The 14,238-nt window shown below is 58.1% G+C and carries 14 protein-coding genes, 2 tRNA genes and 1 other RNA gene; 12 read left to right on the plus strand and 5 right to left on the minus strand.

Going from position 1 to position 14,238, the window contains the following annotated elements; translation table 11 throughout:
* Positions 1 to 20: 20 nt before the first annotated feature.
* Entirely contained in the window at positions 21 to 839 is an 819-nt protein-coding gene (locus NITLEN_RS05090; protein ID WP_121988471.1) for a hypothetical protein, read from the minus strand.
* 540 nt (positions 840 to 1,379) lie between these two features.
* Here NITLEN_RS05090 and NITLEN_RS05095 point away from each other — a divergent pair.
* The 6 genes from NITLEN_RS05095 (at position 1,380) to NITLEN_RS05120 (ending at position 5,215) form a co-directional block, all read left to right on the plus strand.
* Positions 1,380 to 1,469: transfer RNA gene (locus NITLEN_RS05095), tRNA-Ser, on the plus strand.
* A 189-nt stretch (positions 1,470 to 1,658) separates the two neighbouring features.
* An RNA gene (ffs, locus tag NITLEN_RS05100) (signal recognition particle sRNA small type) lies at positions 1,659 to 1,758 on the plus strand.
* 26 nt (positions 1,759 to 1,784) lie between these two features.
* Positions 1,785 to 3,662, plus strand: coding sequence for a DNA polymerase III subunit gamma/tau (gene dnaX, locus NITLEN_RS05105; RefSeq protein ID WP_121988472.1), 1,878 nt, complete (start codon positions 1,785 to 1,787; stop codon positions 3,660 to 3,662).
* Positions 3,659 to 3,982 (plus strand): YbaB/EbfC family nucleoid-associated protein, encoded by a 324-nt coding sequence (locus NITLEN_RS05110; protein WP_121988473.1) that lies wholly within the window; start codon positions 3,659 to 3,661, stop codon positions 3,980 to 3,982. The genes dnaX and NITLEN_RS05110 overlap by 4 nt, the downstream gene beginning before the upstream one ends.
* A gap of 51 nt (positions 3,983 to 4,033) precedes the next feature.
* Positions 4,034 to 4,636: a recombination mediator RecR gene (recR, locus tag NITLEN_RS05115; RefSeq protein ID WP_121988474.1), complete on the plus strand. Its 603-nt coding sequence runs from the start codon at positions 4,034 to 4,036 to the stop codon at positions 4,634 to 4,636.
* Positions 4,637 to 4,729: 93 nt separating this feature from the next.
* The gene (locus NITLEN_RS05120; RefSeq protein WP_121988475.1) at positions 4,730 to 5,215 is read left to right on the plus strand and encodes a TraR/DksA family transcriptional regulator; all 486 of its coding nucleotides are present in this window, start codon (positions 4,730 to 4,732) and stop codon (positions 5,213 to 5,215) included.
* A 33-nt stretch (positions 5,216 to 5,248) separates the two neighbouring features.
* Here NITLEN_RS05120 and NITLEN_RS05125 read toward each other — a convergent pair whose 3' ends face one another.
* The 3 genes from NITLEN_RS05125 to NITLEN_RS05135 all read right to left on the minus strand — a co-directional run bounded on the left by NITLEN_RS05125 (position 5,249) and on the right by NITLEN_RS05135 (position 7,111).
* Positions 5,249 to 6,406 (minus strand): tetratricopeptide repeat protein, encoded by a 1,158-nt coding sequence (locus tag NITLEN_RS05125; protein ID WP_121988476.1) that lies wholly within the window; start codon positions 6,404 to 6,406, stop codon positions 5,249 to 5,251.
* 135 nt (positions 6,407 to 6,541) lie between these two features.
* Entirely contained in the window at positions 6,542 to 6,880 is a 339-nt protein-coding gene (locus NITLEN_RS05130; RefSeq protein WP_146216103.1) for a hypothetical protein, read from the minus strand.
* A gap of 156 nt (positions 6,881 to 7,036) precedes the next feature.
* Positions 7,037 to 7,111 (minus strand) — tRNA-Val (locus NITLEN_RS05135).
* A gap of 159 nt (positions 7,112 to 7,270) precedes the next feature.
* Here NITLEN_RS05135 and trmFO point away from each other — a divergent pair.
* The 5 genes from trmFO (at position 7,271) to NITLEN_RS05160 (ending at position 12,207) form a co-directional block, all read left to right on the plus strand.
* Complete coding sequence (gene trmFO / locus NITLEN_RS05140; protein WP_121988478.1) at positions 7,271 to 8,587, plus strand: methylenetetrahydrofolate--tRNA-(uracil(54)-C(5))-methyltransferase (FADH(2)-oxidizing) TrmFO; 1,317 nt, start codon at positions 7,271 to 7,273, stop codon at positions 8,585 to 8,587.
* On the plus strand, positions 8,560 to 9,510 hold the full coding sequence (gene xerC / locus NITLEN_RS05145) for a tyrosine recombinase XerC (protein WP_121988479.1): 951 nt from the start codon (positions 8,560 to 8,562) through the stop codon (positions 9,508 to 9,510). The genes trmFO and xerC overlap by 28 nt, the downstream gene beginning before the upstream one ends.
* A 190-nt stretch (positions 9,511 to 9,700) precedes the next feature.
* Positions 9,701 to 10,594 (plus strand): acetylglutamate kinase, encoded by an 894-nt coding sequence (gene argB / locus NITLEN_RS05150; protein ID WP_121988480.1) that lies wholly within the window; start codon positions 9,701 to 9,703, stop codon positions 10,592 to 10,594.
* Positions 10,595 to 10,621: 27 nt separating this feature from the next.
* Positions 10,622 to 11,476, plus strand: a complete 855-nt coding sequence (locus tag NITLEN_RS05155; protein ID WP_121988481.1) for a M28 family peptidase — start codon at positions 10,622 to 10,624, stop codon at positions 11,474 to 11,476.
* Positions 11,473 to 12,207 (plus strand): hypothetical protein, encoded by a 735-nt coding sequence (locus NITLEN_RS05160; protein ID WP_121988482.1) that lies wholly within the window; start codon positions 11,473 to 11,475, stop codon positions 12,205 to 12,207. Before NITLEN_RS05155 ends, NITLEN_RS05160 begins: the two co-directional genes overlap by 4 nt.
* On the opposite strand, the gene NITLEN_RS05165 is transcribed toward NITLEN_RS05160, so the two are convergent.
* Positions 12,197 to 12,733 (minus strand): gamma carbonic anhydrase family protein, encoded by a 537-nt coding sequence (locus NITLEN_RS05165; RefSeq protein WP_121988569.1) that lies wholly within the window; start codon positions 12,731 to 12,733, stop codon positions 12,197 to 12,199. The genes NITLEN_RS05160 and NITLEN_RS05165 overlap by 11 nt on opposite strands.
* 86 nt (positions 12,734 to 12,819) lie before the next feature.
* Here NITLEN_RS05165 and rimO point away from each other — a divergent pair, with 86 nt between their 5' ends.
* Positions 12,820 to 14,238 carry a 30S ribosomal protein S12 methylthiotransferase RimO gene (gene rimO, locus NITLEN_RS05170; protein WP_121988483.1) on the plus strand — a complete coding sequence of 473 codons (1,419 nt, stop codon included), beginning with the start codon at positions 12,820 to 12,822 and terminating at the stop codon, positions 14,236 to 14,238.

A 14,238-nucleotide genomic window follows, 5' to 3' on the forward strand; every position in this document is an offset into this window, starting at 1 on the left:
ACCTGTCCCATTTTCTTCTTTTATTTCCTGTCCTTGGATTTCTCGTGAAAGTGCTCGACTGCAGTACTAATTCCTGACCGCAACGCTCCTCGCTTGCTAGAATTGACGTTAATATCCAAATCTGGAACAAAGTATCGAAGTTCGACTCCAGGAATTGAGGTTTTGAGTGACTCAAGCAACCGTATCTCCGTGCTTGTGACCCCGCCCAATGACCCACGCTCCTTCTTGTACGGGAGGGGGAAAACCGGGTGAGAACCGAACTGCGCCCACGCCCACTCGAGAGCCCGATCCACACGCATGAGTTGAATGAGAGTGAGGTCGTGCCCCCAAATGCCTTTTCCATCACTCACCCGCATTAACGTCTGAGACGATCCATGAATCGATTCAACAATGTTATAGGGGTTCGTGAGCACTTCCACTTCAATCAACTGTGGGGTCTTTCCGTCTTCTGTAATCATGACTAACGATTCACCGAGGGGCGGCCACTCCTGCGCTCCTCCTACCAATCGAGGGGACTTGTGGGGTATTGGGCCAGTGACATTATCATGTTGTTGGAGGATGCCCCACTGCGTAGTGACCGTCTGCAGGAGGGCCGCGCGAACCTTCGCGTACTCTGCGGTCACAAGGACTACAATGCTCAATGCCCGGTGCGCATCTTCCCCCGTGCGTTCCATTACTAGTTTTTCGCCCAGTTCCCTCGGGATAGAACTGGCGCCCGTGAAGGCGTAAGAAGGTTCTGGGAGCCACCAGGGTGGGGGAATATACATCGGGAGCGACTCCGCCTCGACATTCATCAGCGCGGCGGCGAGCACGTAGGCGGATAAGAATGTGGCGCTCATTGGCAGGTCTTCCTCCCATTCATCTGTTTCCACTGTCGAATGAGTTGGCGGTCGGCATCAACTGCCGCATTCATCAGAAATACGTGAGAGAGTGGGGTCGTTGCTTGATTTTGCACTTCCCTCCTCCTACGCTTCAGCTTCATGGTCCGCCAACTGCGATTGGAATATCCCGGCGCCCTCTACCACCTGACCTGCCGTGACAACGAGCACCAGCCCGTCATTTCACGATGACACCGACAGACAGCACTTCCTACGGGGAAAAACCCCGGGGTCAGCTCTTGAGTTTGCATCGTCCTCAATGCACCGGATACGCACAGCGCATTCGGGCAAAAACCGGCCACTTTCATCCGGCTATTGATAGGTAGGCTTACAGATTTGGATTGCTTGCGTCAAACTCCGGCGGGTCTTCGGCAAGAAGCCGACTATCGCTTCCTCTGAACTGCCTGCTGACACAGATCAACCAAGTGAGCGAATCGTGACGGATCTCGCCTTGCCGCGTACCGGACCGCAGTGCTACAATCCCGCCTCTCGTATGGGCGCGGAGAGGTGCGAGAGTGGTCGAATCGACATGCTTGGAAAGCATGCGTCTCAGCAATGGGACCGTGGGTTCGAATCCCACCCTCTCCGCCATACTACGACCTTGCTCGACCTGACCCTTTGCTGACTTGCTCGGTCGGAAGCACGATCGTACCAGGCTGCTCAAAATGGTCTCCGGCAAGGCCGCAAGGAGTTCAGGCCCCGAGGCGTACTGATTAGTACGTTGAGGGGGCTGCGCGACTGAGAACGACGCCGGAGAACATTTTCAGCAGCCTGAATAGGGGCCGGGCCCTGTGCAACAAGACCCTGTGAACCCCGCCAGGTCCGGAAGGAAGCAACGGTAAGCGGTCAGTTTTGTGTGCCGCAGGATCACCTGGCCCCGCTTCGTTTGCACATGAGCCGCTCGTAATGGATTATCAAGTCTCCGCCCGCAAATACCGGCCCGGTACGTTCGATGATGTCGTGGGCCAATCGCACGTCGTTCAGACGCTGATGAATGCAGTCGACACCAAACGCATCGCGCACGCCTATCTCTTTTCCGGCACCCGTGGAGTCGGCAAAACGACGGTCGCCCGCATTCTGGCGAAAGCGCTGAACTGCGAGCAGGGTCCGACCGGCCATCCCTGCAACACCTGCGTCAACTGCGTCGAGATTACCCAAGGCACTTCCGTCGATGTGATGGAAATCGACGGCGCGTCCAATACTAGTGTCGACGATGTGCGGGAGATCCGCGAGAATGTGAAGTTCTCGCCCTTTCGCGGGCACTATCGCGTCTACATCATCGACGAAGTTCATATGTTGTCGAACTCGGCTTTCAACGCGCTCTTAAAGACGCTGGAGGAGCCGCCGTCTCATGTCGTGTTCATCTTCGCGACGACCGAAATTCACAAGATTCCGGCCACGATTATGTCGCGCTGCCAGCATTACAATTTCCGGCGGATTGCGCGCCAGGAAATTATCGACCGCCTCCGCCACGTCGCCTCACAAGACGGCATGACCATTGAAGACCGCAGCTTCACGGCGCTCGCGCGGGCGAGCGAAGGCAGTATGCGCGACGGGCTGAGCCTGCTCGATCAGGCCGTTGCGTTCGGCGGAAAAACGATTGCCCATGCCGACCTGGAAGTGCTGCTCGGCGCCGTGCCGCAGGAACTCGTACAGGGCATGAGCGCCGCCATCCTCGCGCAAAACAGCCAGGCCGCATTGGCGGTGCTCGCCAATCTGTTGGATCAGGGCCATGACCTGAAAGCGTTTTGTTCCGATGTGGTGGAACTGCTCCGCAATCTCCTGGTCGCCTCGGTCGTCCCTGCCGGCCCAGAGTTACGCGGCTTGATCGAAGCCACGGAAGAAGATATTCAGCAATTGGCCGTTGAAGCCAAGAAGCTGACGCCGGAACAACTTCAAGAACTTCTGACGATCTTTTCACAAGCAGAAGATTCCTTGCGCTACAGCGCCCATCCACGCTTCGTGTTGGAAGCGGCGGCGGTGCGTGCCACCAGGCTCGTCCGGCAACAAGAGAAACGCGCGGAAGCTCCATCCCCGACGGCGACATCGCCGGTGGCGCAGAAGCCAAGCCCCGCATCGCCGGCCATCCCACCAACGGCGAAACCGACATCCGGCACGACTGTCGCCACGCCTCGCCCAGCGCCTCCGGTTGGGACAGCGCCACAGCCCCCGCGAACCGGCACCTCACCCGTCACCGCGCGCCCGGCAACACCGGTTGTATCGAAGCCGGTTGCGCCACCTCAATCGGTGCAGGCCTCAACGCCTCAGGACTCCAAGCCGGATAAGGCTTCGCTTCCTCCGACTGCACCGAGTGAGACGCCAACAACAGCGGTCGATTCATCCGTTTCTGCCAAAGCATCGGAATTGTCTCCGCTCAATTGGGAACTGGTCCAGGAAGAGGTTGCAACCTCGTTTCCAAATTTTGCGGCGTATTTGGAAGCCGGCCGATTTGTCTCCTTGGAAGGAGGGCAGATTACCATCGGCTTTGCCAAACAGGCATCCCTCGCCCGTTCCAGGATGGAAAAGGAAGACAATCTCCAGGCGTTGGCTACGCTCTGCGAGCGACAGATCGGACAGCCCGTTCGCATCCGTGTGATCGAACTGTCCGCATCGGATCCGCCGGGACTCACGATGGCTCAGGTGCGGGCGGCTAAAGAGCAAGAACAGCGCATGGTATTGTTTGAGCAAGCGCGAGCGACTCCGGTCGCAAAACAGGCCCTGGACATTTTCGGTGCGGATCTCGCGGCAGTACGCACCGTGGCACAGAAGGAGACCGGCGAATGAAAAATCCCTTTGGCGATATGTCGAACATTTTGAAGCAAGCAAAAGCGATGCAGGATCAGATGGCCAAGATCCAGGAGCAGGCCGCGACCAAGATCGCCACCGGCACGGCCGGCGGCGGCAGCGTCACCGTGACGGCCAATGGCGCCATGCAAATTATGAGTGTCGTCATCGATCCAGAAGTCGGGAAAAGCGGCGACGTGGAGATCCTCCAGGACCTCGTGCTGGCCGCGTCTAACGACGCGCTCCGGAAGGCGAAGGACTTGATGGAGCAGGATATGAAGGCCCTGACGGGCGGGATGAAAATGCCGGGGCTGTTTTAACGCGCCGGATTACATTCGAGATCGTCTCAACGGAATATCACCGATTCAACTATGTCCATCGATCAACGTGGGTTACTCGCCCGGCTTGTGAAAGAACTGGTTCGCCTTCCCGGCGTCGGACAGAAGAGCGCGCAGCGGCTGGCCTTTCACTTGCTCAAGGCCGAACGTGAAGACGCGCTCAGATTGGCCGATGCCATCCGCGCGGTCAAGGATGGGCTAGCCTTTTGCCGGCAATGCCGCAATATTGCCGAAGGCGATTTGTGCGAATTCTGCCTCGATCCCAAACGGGACCGGACCAAAATCCTCGTCGTGGAAGAACCCAGTACGACCTACGCGATTGAACGAGCCGCCGGCTATCGCGGCCTCTACCATGTGCTGCTGGGCACACTCTCTCCGCTCGACGGCATCGGCCCGGGAGATATTCGGGCAGAGGAACTGGTCGAACGGGTGAAATGCGGCGGCGTGGACGAGGTCATTCTCGCCACCAGTCCGACGATTGAAGGGGAAGCGACCGCGATCTATCTCACCCGATTGCTCAAGCCGTTTGTCACCCGTGTGTCCCGTATCGCCTACGGAATCCCAGTCGGCATGGATATCGAGTATGCCGACGAAGTCACGCTGCTGAAATCGATTGAAGGCCGCCGAGACTTGTAAGCACCGCATCCCTCGGCATCATTCTCCCGTTGACCCATTCTTTGGACGACTGCTATAGTCCCCGCTCGTTCGGGATGATCGGAGCCCACATCCATGAAGGCACGTACTCCCCTGAAAAAAGCAGCCGCGTCGCGTACCACTTCTTCGCGCACGAAGACCGCCGCCCGCACCGTATCCGCCAAAGCCAAGAAACCGGCTGCTCCCAAGAAATCGGCCGCATCAAAAGTTCGTTCGAAGTATCCTGACATTCAGCGAGCTCTGGAACGGCAGCGCGCCGACCTGCTTGAAGAGGTCGGGGACGTGCTGACACAGCACAAGACCCCTGAAGCATTACCGGATGTAAGCGATCAGGCGTCGGCAGAAGAAGATCAGCGCTTTTCCATGCGAATCATGGAACGTGAGCAGAAGCTGCTCAAGAAGGTCAATGAAGCCTTGGATCGGATGAAGAATCAGACCTACGGCATTTGCGAGCAATGCGGCGAAGACATTCCCTACAAGCGGCTCAAAGCCCGCCCCGTCACAACGTTCTGTATCGAATGCAAAACACTTCAGGAACAGAAGGAACGGGCCCGCCGGTAATCCAGCTCCCTCGTCTCTCCTTCGCACACGCCTTCACGGTTTTTTTAGAACCTTCAATCGCTCCTTGACCCGGGCAATTCTCCCCTCTTCTTCGGGAATTCCTTCGACAAGCGCCAGGAAGGTTTCATATTCGGCGAGGGCCCGTTTCGGGTTCGTCGGCTCGTAGGCCTCTGCGAGATTGTACCGAGCCATGGCATAGTTCGGCCGCAGGATCACGGCCTTCTCAAAGAGACTCATGGCCGCAGCCTTCTCTCCGAGTTTATTGTGGACGGTCCCCAGATTATTCATCACTTCCGGAACATTCGGCCGGATGGCCAGCGACTGCAGCATTTCAGCCTTCGCCTTTGCAAACTGTCCTTTCGCATCCAGCGAGACGCCCAACCGATGATGCGCTTCTGCCATCCACACTTTGTTGGCAAAGCCGCTCGTGATCGACTTCTGATAGGCATCGGCCGCGATGTCGTAATCCTTATCCTTGCAATAGGCCAATTGGGCCGTCTGTCCACGGGCGAACTGTTGCAACGATGCAAAGGGTTCTTTGTCTTCGCTCCCCTGGCTTTCAATCTTCATTCCCGACTTGCCACCGACCGGCTGCCGGAGCCGATCGAGAAATTCCCGCCGGTAGGGGGAAAACAACCGAACATAGGGATCAATCGTGAAAGACGCCGCGAGGAGCGTCATATGCTCCCGGCTTCCGGTCACCAGATACTCAACCGTCGTTTTCTCATCGCCGGTATCGAAGATGGCGCTGGAGTCCATGTTGGCCTTCGTCGCTAACTGCGAGACGTTCAAATAAAATTCCAATTGCGGCTTCAACACGAGCAATGTTTGCCTCAAGACCGGATAGGGTTCAAGATCCAACCCGCTCGGAAACATGAAGATCGCTCCCACGAGCATTCCATCCTCATCGAAAAAATAGGATTCGTCGGCATGCGAGGGACTGTGCGCCGCGGGATACAGTAATTCCTGGCCGCTTCCCCAGGGGCTCGCCGTGAACGTTTTGGGCGGAACTTTCTTCAGCACCTCGGGTTTGCGATCGCACAGCGCTGCCGTCGTCTTGAGCAGGACCAGATCGCTCTCGGACGGAGGAAGGTTGGGTCGAATCGGAGGCGGCGGACCGCTGCATCCGGCTATTAGGCTGAATAGGATACTGCTTATTGCGAGCGTGCCGAATCGGCAGGACAATGACATACGGTCTCCGGTCAAGCATCCAGAGTCAGCGGACGATAAAACTTACACGAATTCAGGCGGCTTTGCGAACGGGCAAGAAAAAGCCCGCTCCCCGGATAAGGGAGCGGGCTTTCATGATGAGCTGCGAGCGCCGTCTTACCGGCGCTGACTATCCTGCATGTTGTCTTCCGCAGTGTAGCCAAACAGATAGGGGAAGGCGCTTGCCAAGGCATAGATCGGCCGATTCACTGCATAATCCAGCGCGTGTCCGAGCGGGTGGAATAAGACACCCAACCAGCGAATCGGATTGTCGTTAATCGGACTGCCTGCCGTAGGATCTGAATAAACCAAGGCCGTACTATCCAGCACGTTATAAATACTTGTCGGAGGGTTGTACTCTTTTTCTGCTGCCGTGCCTGCCTGATTCGTCGTCGTGCACCCTGTTGCAAGCACCGCCATCAGCACCGCACCCATTGCCCATGATGTTGGTCGCATACGTAACCTCACTTTGTTCGATCCCATCGACAGTGGCCCAGCGATCCCTGAAATACAGTGTGAAGTGTAGCCGACATCCCTGATTCTGTCTAGAAACGAGGTAATTATCGAACGGATTTGGCCGAGCGCCGCGTGGGATTCGAAGCAGGAACCGCATGGTGGGCGATACAGGGATCGAACCTGTGGCCTCTTCCGTGTGAAGGAAGCGCTCTACCACTGAGCCAATCGCCCATGCGGGCCAAGTTTAGCACGGAGCAATTCACGGGTTCAATTGCAAGAATCGAATGATGCGAACCGATCGCCTATGCCGTCGGCTACGCCTTGACTTACCCGAAACTCGGTTTCTAGAATGCGTCCTTCCCATTTTTCCTGAGAGGAGCGTGTGTGGGCATGAGAGATGACGTCGTCATCATAGGGGGTGGTCTGGCCGGATCCGAGGCAGCCTGGCAAGCCGCTAACCGGGGCGCGAAGGTGACGCTCTATGAGATGCGTCCCAAAGAGATGACGAAAGCGCATAAGACCGGCGGCTTAGCCGAGTTGGTCTGCTCCAACTCGCTCGGATCAGCCGATCCGCTGAACGCCCCCGGCATCCTCAAAGAAGAAATGCGGCGGCTGGGTTCGTTGATCATTACCTCGGCCGAGCAGGCCAGGGTGCCGGCCGGCTCAGCGCTCGCCGTCGATCGCGATCAATTCTCTCTCAAGATCACTCAAGCCCTGGAAAGCCACCCGAACGTCCGTATCCTGCATGAGGAGATCACCGAGATCCCGACGGATTGTCTCTGCATCATTGCCACCGGCCCCCTGACATCGGACAAATTGTCGGCGTCGATCCGTGCCGTCACGCAATCGCACCATTTGTATTTTTTCGATGCCATCTCGCCGATCATCGACGCCGAGTCGATCAATATGGACATCGTCTTCGCCGCCTCGCGCTACGACAAGGGGGGGGCGGACTACCTGAACTGCCCGATGGATGAGGCCCAGTACAACACGTTTTACGACGCCCTAATGGCGGCCGAAAAAGTGCAGCCGAAAGAATTCGAGAAGACACCCTATTTTGAAGCCTGCATTCCCATTGAAGTCATGGCGGAGCGGGGCCGGCAAACCATGCTCTTCGGTCCGCTGAAACCGGTCGGATTGGAAGATCCTCGAACCGGCAGGAGGCCGACTGCGGTCATCCAGCTCCGAACCGAAAACGTGCATCGGACCTGCTACAACATGGTCGGCTTTCAGACGAAGCTTACCTACCCAGAACAGAAGCGCGTGTTTCGCATGATCCCCGGCCTGGAACAGGCGGAATTTCTCCGCTACGGCAGCCTGCATCGAAACACCTTTATCAATTCTCCCCAGTTGCTCTTGAATACGTTGCAGTTCAAATCGCGCGGCACCTTGTTCTTTGCCGGCCAATTGGTCGGCGTGGAAGGCTATACCGAATCCGCCGCCATGGGAGGGTTTGCCGGCATCAATGCGGCACGCGCGCTCACGGGACTGCCCCTGGTCACGCCGCCCGCCACGACGGCTCACGGATGCCTGGTCGGCCATGTAGCCTCATCCGACCCAAAGCATTTTCAGCCGATGAATACGAATTACGGCCTCTTCCCTCCCCTCGCCCAACCGACCAGGGACAAGGAGAAAAAGCGGCAACTCATTGCCCAGCGGGCTCGTGAGGATTTTGAGAGATGGATGACGCAATCCGCGCTTTCATGACCTTTCTCACCGTCGAGCGCCAGGCTTCACCGGAAACCATCCGCAATTACCATTCAGATCTCCGGCAGCTCACCGCATTTCTCACACAATCCCAGCCAACGTCACACACACCGCGCGCGCTCCCGATCAATGACATCACCACGGATTCCTTGCGCGCCTATTTACACTGGCTTGACCGCAAGGGAGAGAAAGCCTCTTCACTCGCACGCAAGCTCGCCTGCCTGAGGAGTTTCTATCGGTTCCATGTCCGCGAAGGGACCGTTGCAAAGAATCCGGCCGAAGGCATTAGAAGCCCGAAGCTCCCCAAGACACTGCCGCAGGTCCTGACGAAAGACGATGCGAATGTCTTGATGGAGTTCCCCCAAGGAGATACCGCGTTGCCGCTGCGAGACCGGGCGATACTGGAAACCCTCTATTCCACCGGCGCACGCGTCAGCGAAGCCGTCGGGTTGAATCTCGGTGATCTCAACCAATCCGACGGGCTCGTCCACCTTCGCGGAAAAGGCCGGAAGGAACGAATTGTTCCGATCGGCGATGTCGCACTCCAGGCGATCCAAACCTATCGATCCTCGTTGAAGCGGGCGGCCGCCGATGATCGACCTGCAACGCCCCTATTTCTCAACCACCGGGGTGGCCGGTTGACCGCGCGCAGCGTGGCCCGCCTCGTTTCCCGCTACTCCAGTCGTCTCGCCGGCGGTGCCGTCAGCCCCCATGCGCTCCGCCATTCCTATGCGACTCACCTTCTCGACGAAGGCGCGGACCTTCGGTCTATTCAAGAAATGTTAGGGCACGCCTCGCTCAGCACCACGCAGAAATATACGCACCTGGCGACCGACCAGCTGCTGGCCGTCTATGACCGCGCTCATCCTCGGGCCAAATCCGGAAAGACTCCTCCGAGCAGAAAAGATGGTCCCCAAACATGAACCGCGGATCAACCGCCACGAATTCCTCCCGATATGACAGCCACATGGCGTGCATAGCCTTGCCAAATCACGTACTGCGGGATTGTGTTTCTGGATGAAATTGATATAGTCACGGCCCGCCAGCCTGTGCGTGCCGCGGGAAGGGATCGGAATGGGGTCCGACATATCCTCGGAGAACTAGGAGCAGCCTATGAATCGACTGATTAAGAAAGCCAATATCCTCATCGAGGCGCTCCCCTACATCCGCACCTTCCGGGGCAAAACGGTGGTCATTAAGTACGGCGGTCACGCCATGACCGAGACGGCACTGAAAGAGCGGTTCGCGGAAGACATTGTCCTGCTCAAATACGTCGGGCTCAATCCGGTCATCGTCCATGGCGGTGGCCCGCAGATCGACAAGATGCTGACCAGACTCGGCATCGAAGCCAAATTCCGCCACGGCGTCCGGATCACCGACGAAGCCACCATGGAAATCGTGGAGATGGTCCTGGCCGGCAAGATCAATATGGAAATCGTGGAGCTTCTGAATCGCCACGGAGGGCGGTCCGTGGGCCTGAGCGGAAAAGACGGCGGGCTGCTTATGGCGCAGCCGCTCACGGCGAAATCCTGGGCAAAAAGCTTGGGCAAGGATCTGGACGGCGACGACGAGGGTGATTTCGGACTGGTTGGCGAAGTGCAGTCCGTCGATCCCAGTCTCGTGCTGAAGCTCCAACAAGACCACTACATTCCCGTCATCGCGCCGATCGGAACGGACAAGAACGGCAACACCTACAACATCAACGCCGACCTGGTGGCCGGGGCCATCGCCGCGTCGCTCCACGCGGAAAAACTGGTGATGATGACTGACATCAAGGGTATCCGCGACGCCAACCATCGGCACCTCTCCACCGTCTCACGGAAAGACGTGCAACGGATGGTGAAGAAGGGCGTGATCGGCGAAGGCATGTTGCCGAAAGTGCACGCCTGCCTCGATGCGCTGGTCGGAGGAGCCGGGAAAGCTCACATTATCGACGGCCGCATCCCTCATGCCCTCTTGCTCGAAATCTTTACCCGCAAGGGTATCGGCACCGAGATTGTGTCGTAACCCTTTCCGGGCACGAGAACCCATCGCGTGACTGACGAATTCCTGACCCATCTGGCCGCGCTGACTCGCGAACGCCATCCCGACACCTCACCGATCGCATTGAGGGAGACGGCGTCCTACTTGTCACAACAGTTCACCCGCGTGGGCCTTGACGTTTCCACCCACCGATTCGAGGCCCTGGGACAAACCTACGACAACGTGATCGGAACCACGCCGGTGGAGAACGGCACGGCTACTGCGCCGCTAATTCTTGCCGCCCACTACGATACCGTCGAAGGATCGCCCGGCGCCGATGACAATGCCAGCGCGCTTACAGTGCTGATCGAGGTTGCCAGGCGACTCCAGCAGACCGCCCTGACGCGACCGGTGCAATTCGTGGCCTTCTGCCTCGAAGAAGAAGATCTGCTGGGGAGCCGCGCGTATGCGTCCCATCTTGCCAAGACCGGCCAGTCTGTCTATGGCGCGATCGTCCTTGAGTGTGTCGGCTACGCCAGCGATCAGGAAGGCTCGCAACGCACGCCTTCCGGCATTCCCGTCGCCGTACCCTCCGTCGGAAATTTCCTCGCCCTGATTGGGAATCAAGCGTCAGCCGCGTTGACGGCGGCATTATCGCAAGCCATGGCGCCCACCATCCCCGTCGTCCCGCTGGTCGTACCGGGCAATGGAGAGCAGCTCCCCGATACTAGACGAAGCGACCATACGGCCTTTTGGGAACAGGGTTTCGCCGCCGTCATGGTGACCGATACCGCCAATTTTCGAAATCCGCACTATCATCGATCGACCGATACGGTCGATACTCTCAATTTGAAATTCCTCGCATCCGTGGCTGATGCCGTCACGAATGCGGTCCTGGCGCTCGCCGCCACGCCAGAAAGGTCATGATGCCCACATCGCTCAGCCGGTCGACAAAAGCCGCCATCGCTCAGATCTTTGCCCGTTTGGACTATAAGGCGCTCGGCCCGGTGTATTGTTACGAAGGCGGCGATGAGTTTTGGCAAGCCAAGCGGATTCCCTGCGAACGACTGGGAAACCGGATCGCCCGTGCGCTGCACGATCACCTCGCGCCGCATGGACGGAGCCTCTACGTGGGGGCCGGCGTCGCAGAGCTCCCACCGCTCCTCATGGAGGCGCTTGACCTCCAACGGGAAGTCGAACCGTACAATCTTCGCCGAACCGAAGTCGCCGCCATCAATCGAGCCGGTCGATCCCTGCCAGTTCGGTTTCATCCCCTTGATGCGGCAAAAGCCAAAGGCCGCTTCGATCATCTCTGGATGGTGAGCGTGCTCAATGATCCGGAACGATTTCCGCACCTCGCACCACTGTCCTACGGAACCGCCGATCCGGCGACATTCGACCCGCGCCAATTTGAACGGCAGCGCCGCATCGTACGTTCGATCGTCGATCGCGTCATGCCGAAGCTGAGCCTGCCTGGATTGGTCACGACCTCAACGGAAGAAGTGCTGTGGATCGCCGACTGGTGCCATCGAAAAAATATCCCGTACCTCGTTGCACGAGAGCAATTTCCGACCGCCCTCGTGGGAGATCCAGTCTGCTTTATGAAAATTGGAGCAAGGGCAGCGAAAACTCGAACCGCACGACGGGCTAGATCTTAAATCCGGTTTGCTTCGACGAATCGTCCATGTATTGCCGGGCGTACTTCACATAGTTAGCGGCCGACTCTTTGATCCAGGCGAGTTCGGCCTCCGAGGCCCCACGCCGCACCCGGCCGGGCGAGCCGAGGATGACGCTCTTCGGCGGAACCACTGTTCCCTCCACCACTAACGCGCCGGCCCCTACGACTGAATCTTCCCCGATCACGGCGCCGTCCATGACGATCGCGCCCATCCCCACAAGCACCCGATCCTTGATCGTACAGCCATGCAGCACCACACTATGGCCGATAGTCACCTCGTTCCCGATAATCAGCGGATGGGTATCGTGCGTGACGTGCAGCATGCAGAGATCCTGCACATTGGTCCGGCTTCCGATGCGGATATGATGCACATCGCCGCGAATGACGGCATTGAACCAGACACTGCACTGCTCCCCCAGCACCACATCGCCGATGACGACAGCAGTGTCTTCAATGAAGCAGGAGTCTGGAATCGTGGGCTTGATGCCTTGGAATGTTCGGATCACGGATCGCACTGTAGGTGAAGCATGCCCCGGATTTCAAGACCAAGACGCGTTGACAGCCTTTTCAACCCTCCCGTAGACTGCCAGCCATGTCTACACCCCTGATTCAGCTCGACCGCAAAAAGACGGCCAAGAAGGCCGTACGCCAAAAGATGCCCGCTGCTGCCGGCAAAACCACCGTCGGGTTCGTCAATCTGGGTTGCTCGAAAAACCAGGTGGACTCCGAGCTCATGCTAGGCACGCTCGTTCACGACGGCTTCCAACTGACCGACAACCCCAAGAAAGCTGAAGTCGTCATCATCAACACTTGCGGCTTTATCGAAGAAGCCAAGCAGGAGTCGATCAATACGATTCTCGAACATGGCAAGCTCAAGAAGAAAGGCGCCTGCCGGGTCCTCATCGCCGTGGGCTGTCTGGCCCAGCGCTATCAAGGTGATCTACTCAAAGAACTGCCGGAGCTGGACGGCGTGGTAGGCACCGGCGAGTTCGGAAAGATTGCGGAAATCTGCCGCAACCTCCTCACTCCCACTAAACGGCAGCAACGACTGTGGATCAGCGAACCGCCGTATCTCTACGATGCGGACTCTCCGCGCCTACGGCTCGGCAAGCCGCACAGTGCCTATGTGAAGATCGCCGAAGGGTGTAACCGGAATTGCGCCTTCTGCGCCATCCCCATCATGCGCGGGAAACAACGGAGCCGGTCGATTGAATCCATTGTGGCCGAAGCGGAACGCCTCGCCGGCGAAGGCGTCAAGGAGCTCAACCTCATTTCGCAGGATACGATCAACTACGGCGTGGACATGGGTATTCGCGGCGGGCTCACCGCACTGCTTCGCGCGCTGGTAAAGGTTCCTGACATTCGATGGATCAGACCGTTCTATCTCTATCCCCAACAAGTCACCGATGATCTGCTCGACCTCTATGCGGGCGAGGAAAAGATTACCAAGTACATAGATATGCCCCTCCAGCACATCAACGACCGGATGCTGAGGCGCATGCATCGTCTGGGCAATCGCGCCGCCATCGAGAAACTCGTGGAGCGCATTCGCACCCGCATTCCCGGCGTGACGTTTCGGACCGCCTTCATCGTGGGATTTCCCGGTGAGACGGAACAGGCCTACCAGGAACTTAAATCCTACGTGACGGAATCCGGCTTCGACCGCGTGGCCGCGTTCCTCTACTCGGACGAGGAAGATACGACAGCGGTCTCGCTGGACGACAAGATTGAGCGCAGTGTCATGGAGGAACGACGGAACGAGCTGCTGGCCATCCAAGAAGGCATCGCCGCTGCTCGCGGGCAAGACCGTATCGGCTCTGTGCTGGAGGTGCTCATCGAGGGACCATCGGAAGAAACACCCTTGCTGCTGGAAGGGCGCCACGAAGGCCTCGCACCGGAAATCGACGGCGTCGTCTATATCAACGACGGCTCGGCTAATCCTGGAGATCTCGTCAAGGTCGAGATCACGGATGCCGCCACCTACGATCTCGTCGGCCACATCGTCTCCTAA

It is taken from the genome of Nitrospira lenta, from assembly GCF_900403705.1.
GTDB lineage: Bacteria > Nitrospirota > Nitrospiria > Nitrospirales > Nitrospiraceae > Nitrospira_D > Nitrospira_D lenta.

Excerpts from the sequence above, each read along its gene's own strand:
- NITLEN_RS05090 (WP_121988471.1), bottom strand. The coding sequence starts at position 839 with ATGAGCGCCACATTCTTATCCGCCTACGTGCTCGCCGCCGCGCTGATG.
- dnaX (WP_121988472.1), top strand. The coding sequence starts at position 1,785 with ATGGATTATCAAGTCTCCGCCCGCAAATACCGGCCCGGTACGTTCGAT.
- NITLEN_RS05110 (WP_121988473.1), top strand. The coding sequence starts at position 3,659 with ATGAAAAATCCCTTTGGCGATATGTCGAACATTTTGAAGCAAGCAAAA.
- recR (WP_121988474.1), top strand. The coding sequence starts at position 4,034 with ATGTCCATCGATCAACGTGGGTTACTCGCCCGGCTTGTGAAAGAACTG.
- NITLEN_RS05120 (WP_121988475.1), top strand. The coding sequence starts at position 4,730 with ATGAAGGCACGTACTCCCCTGAAAAAAGCAGCCGCGTCGCGTACCACT.
- NITLEN_RS05125 (WP_121988476.1), bottom strand. The coding sequence starts at position 6,406 with ATGTCATTGTCCTGCCGATTCGGCACGCTCGCAATAAGCAGTATCCTA.
- NITLEN_RS05130 (WP_146216103.1), bottom strand. The coding sequence starts at position 6,880 with ATGCGACCAACATCATGGGCAATGGGTGCGGTGCTGATGGCGGTGCTT.
- trmFO (WP_121988478.1), top strand. The coding sequence starts at position 7,271 with ATGAGAGATGACGTCGTCATCATAGGGGGTGGTCTGGCCGGATCCGAG.
- xerC (WP_121988479.1), top strand. The coding sequence starts at position 8,560 with ATGGATGACGCAATCCGCGCTTTCATGACCTTTCTCACCGTCGAGCGC.
- argB (WP_121988480.1), top strand. The coding sequence starts at position 9,701 with ATGAATCGACTGATTAAGAAAGCCAATATCCTCATCGAGGCGCTCCCC.
- NITLEN_RS05160 (WP_121988482.1), top strand. The coding sequence starts at position 11,473 with ATGATGCCCACATCGCTCAGCCGGTCGACAAAAGCCGCCATCGCTCAG.
- rimO (WP_121988483.1), top strand. The coding sequence starts at position 12,820 with ATGTCTACACCCCTGATTCAGCTCGACCGCAAAAAGACGGCCAAGAAG.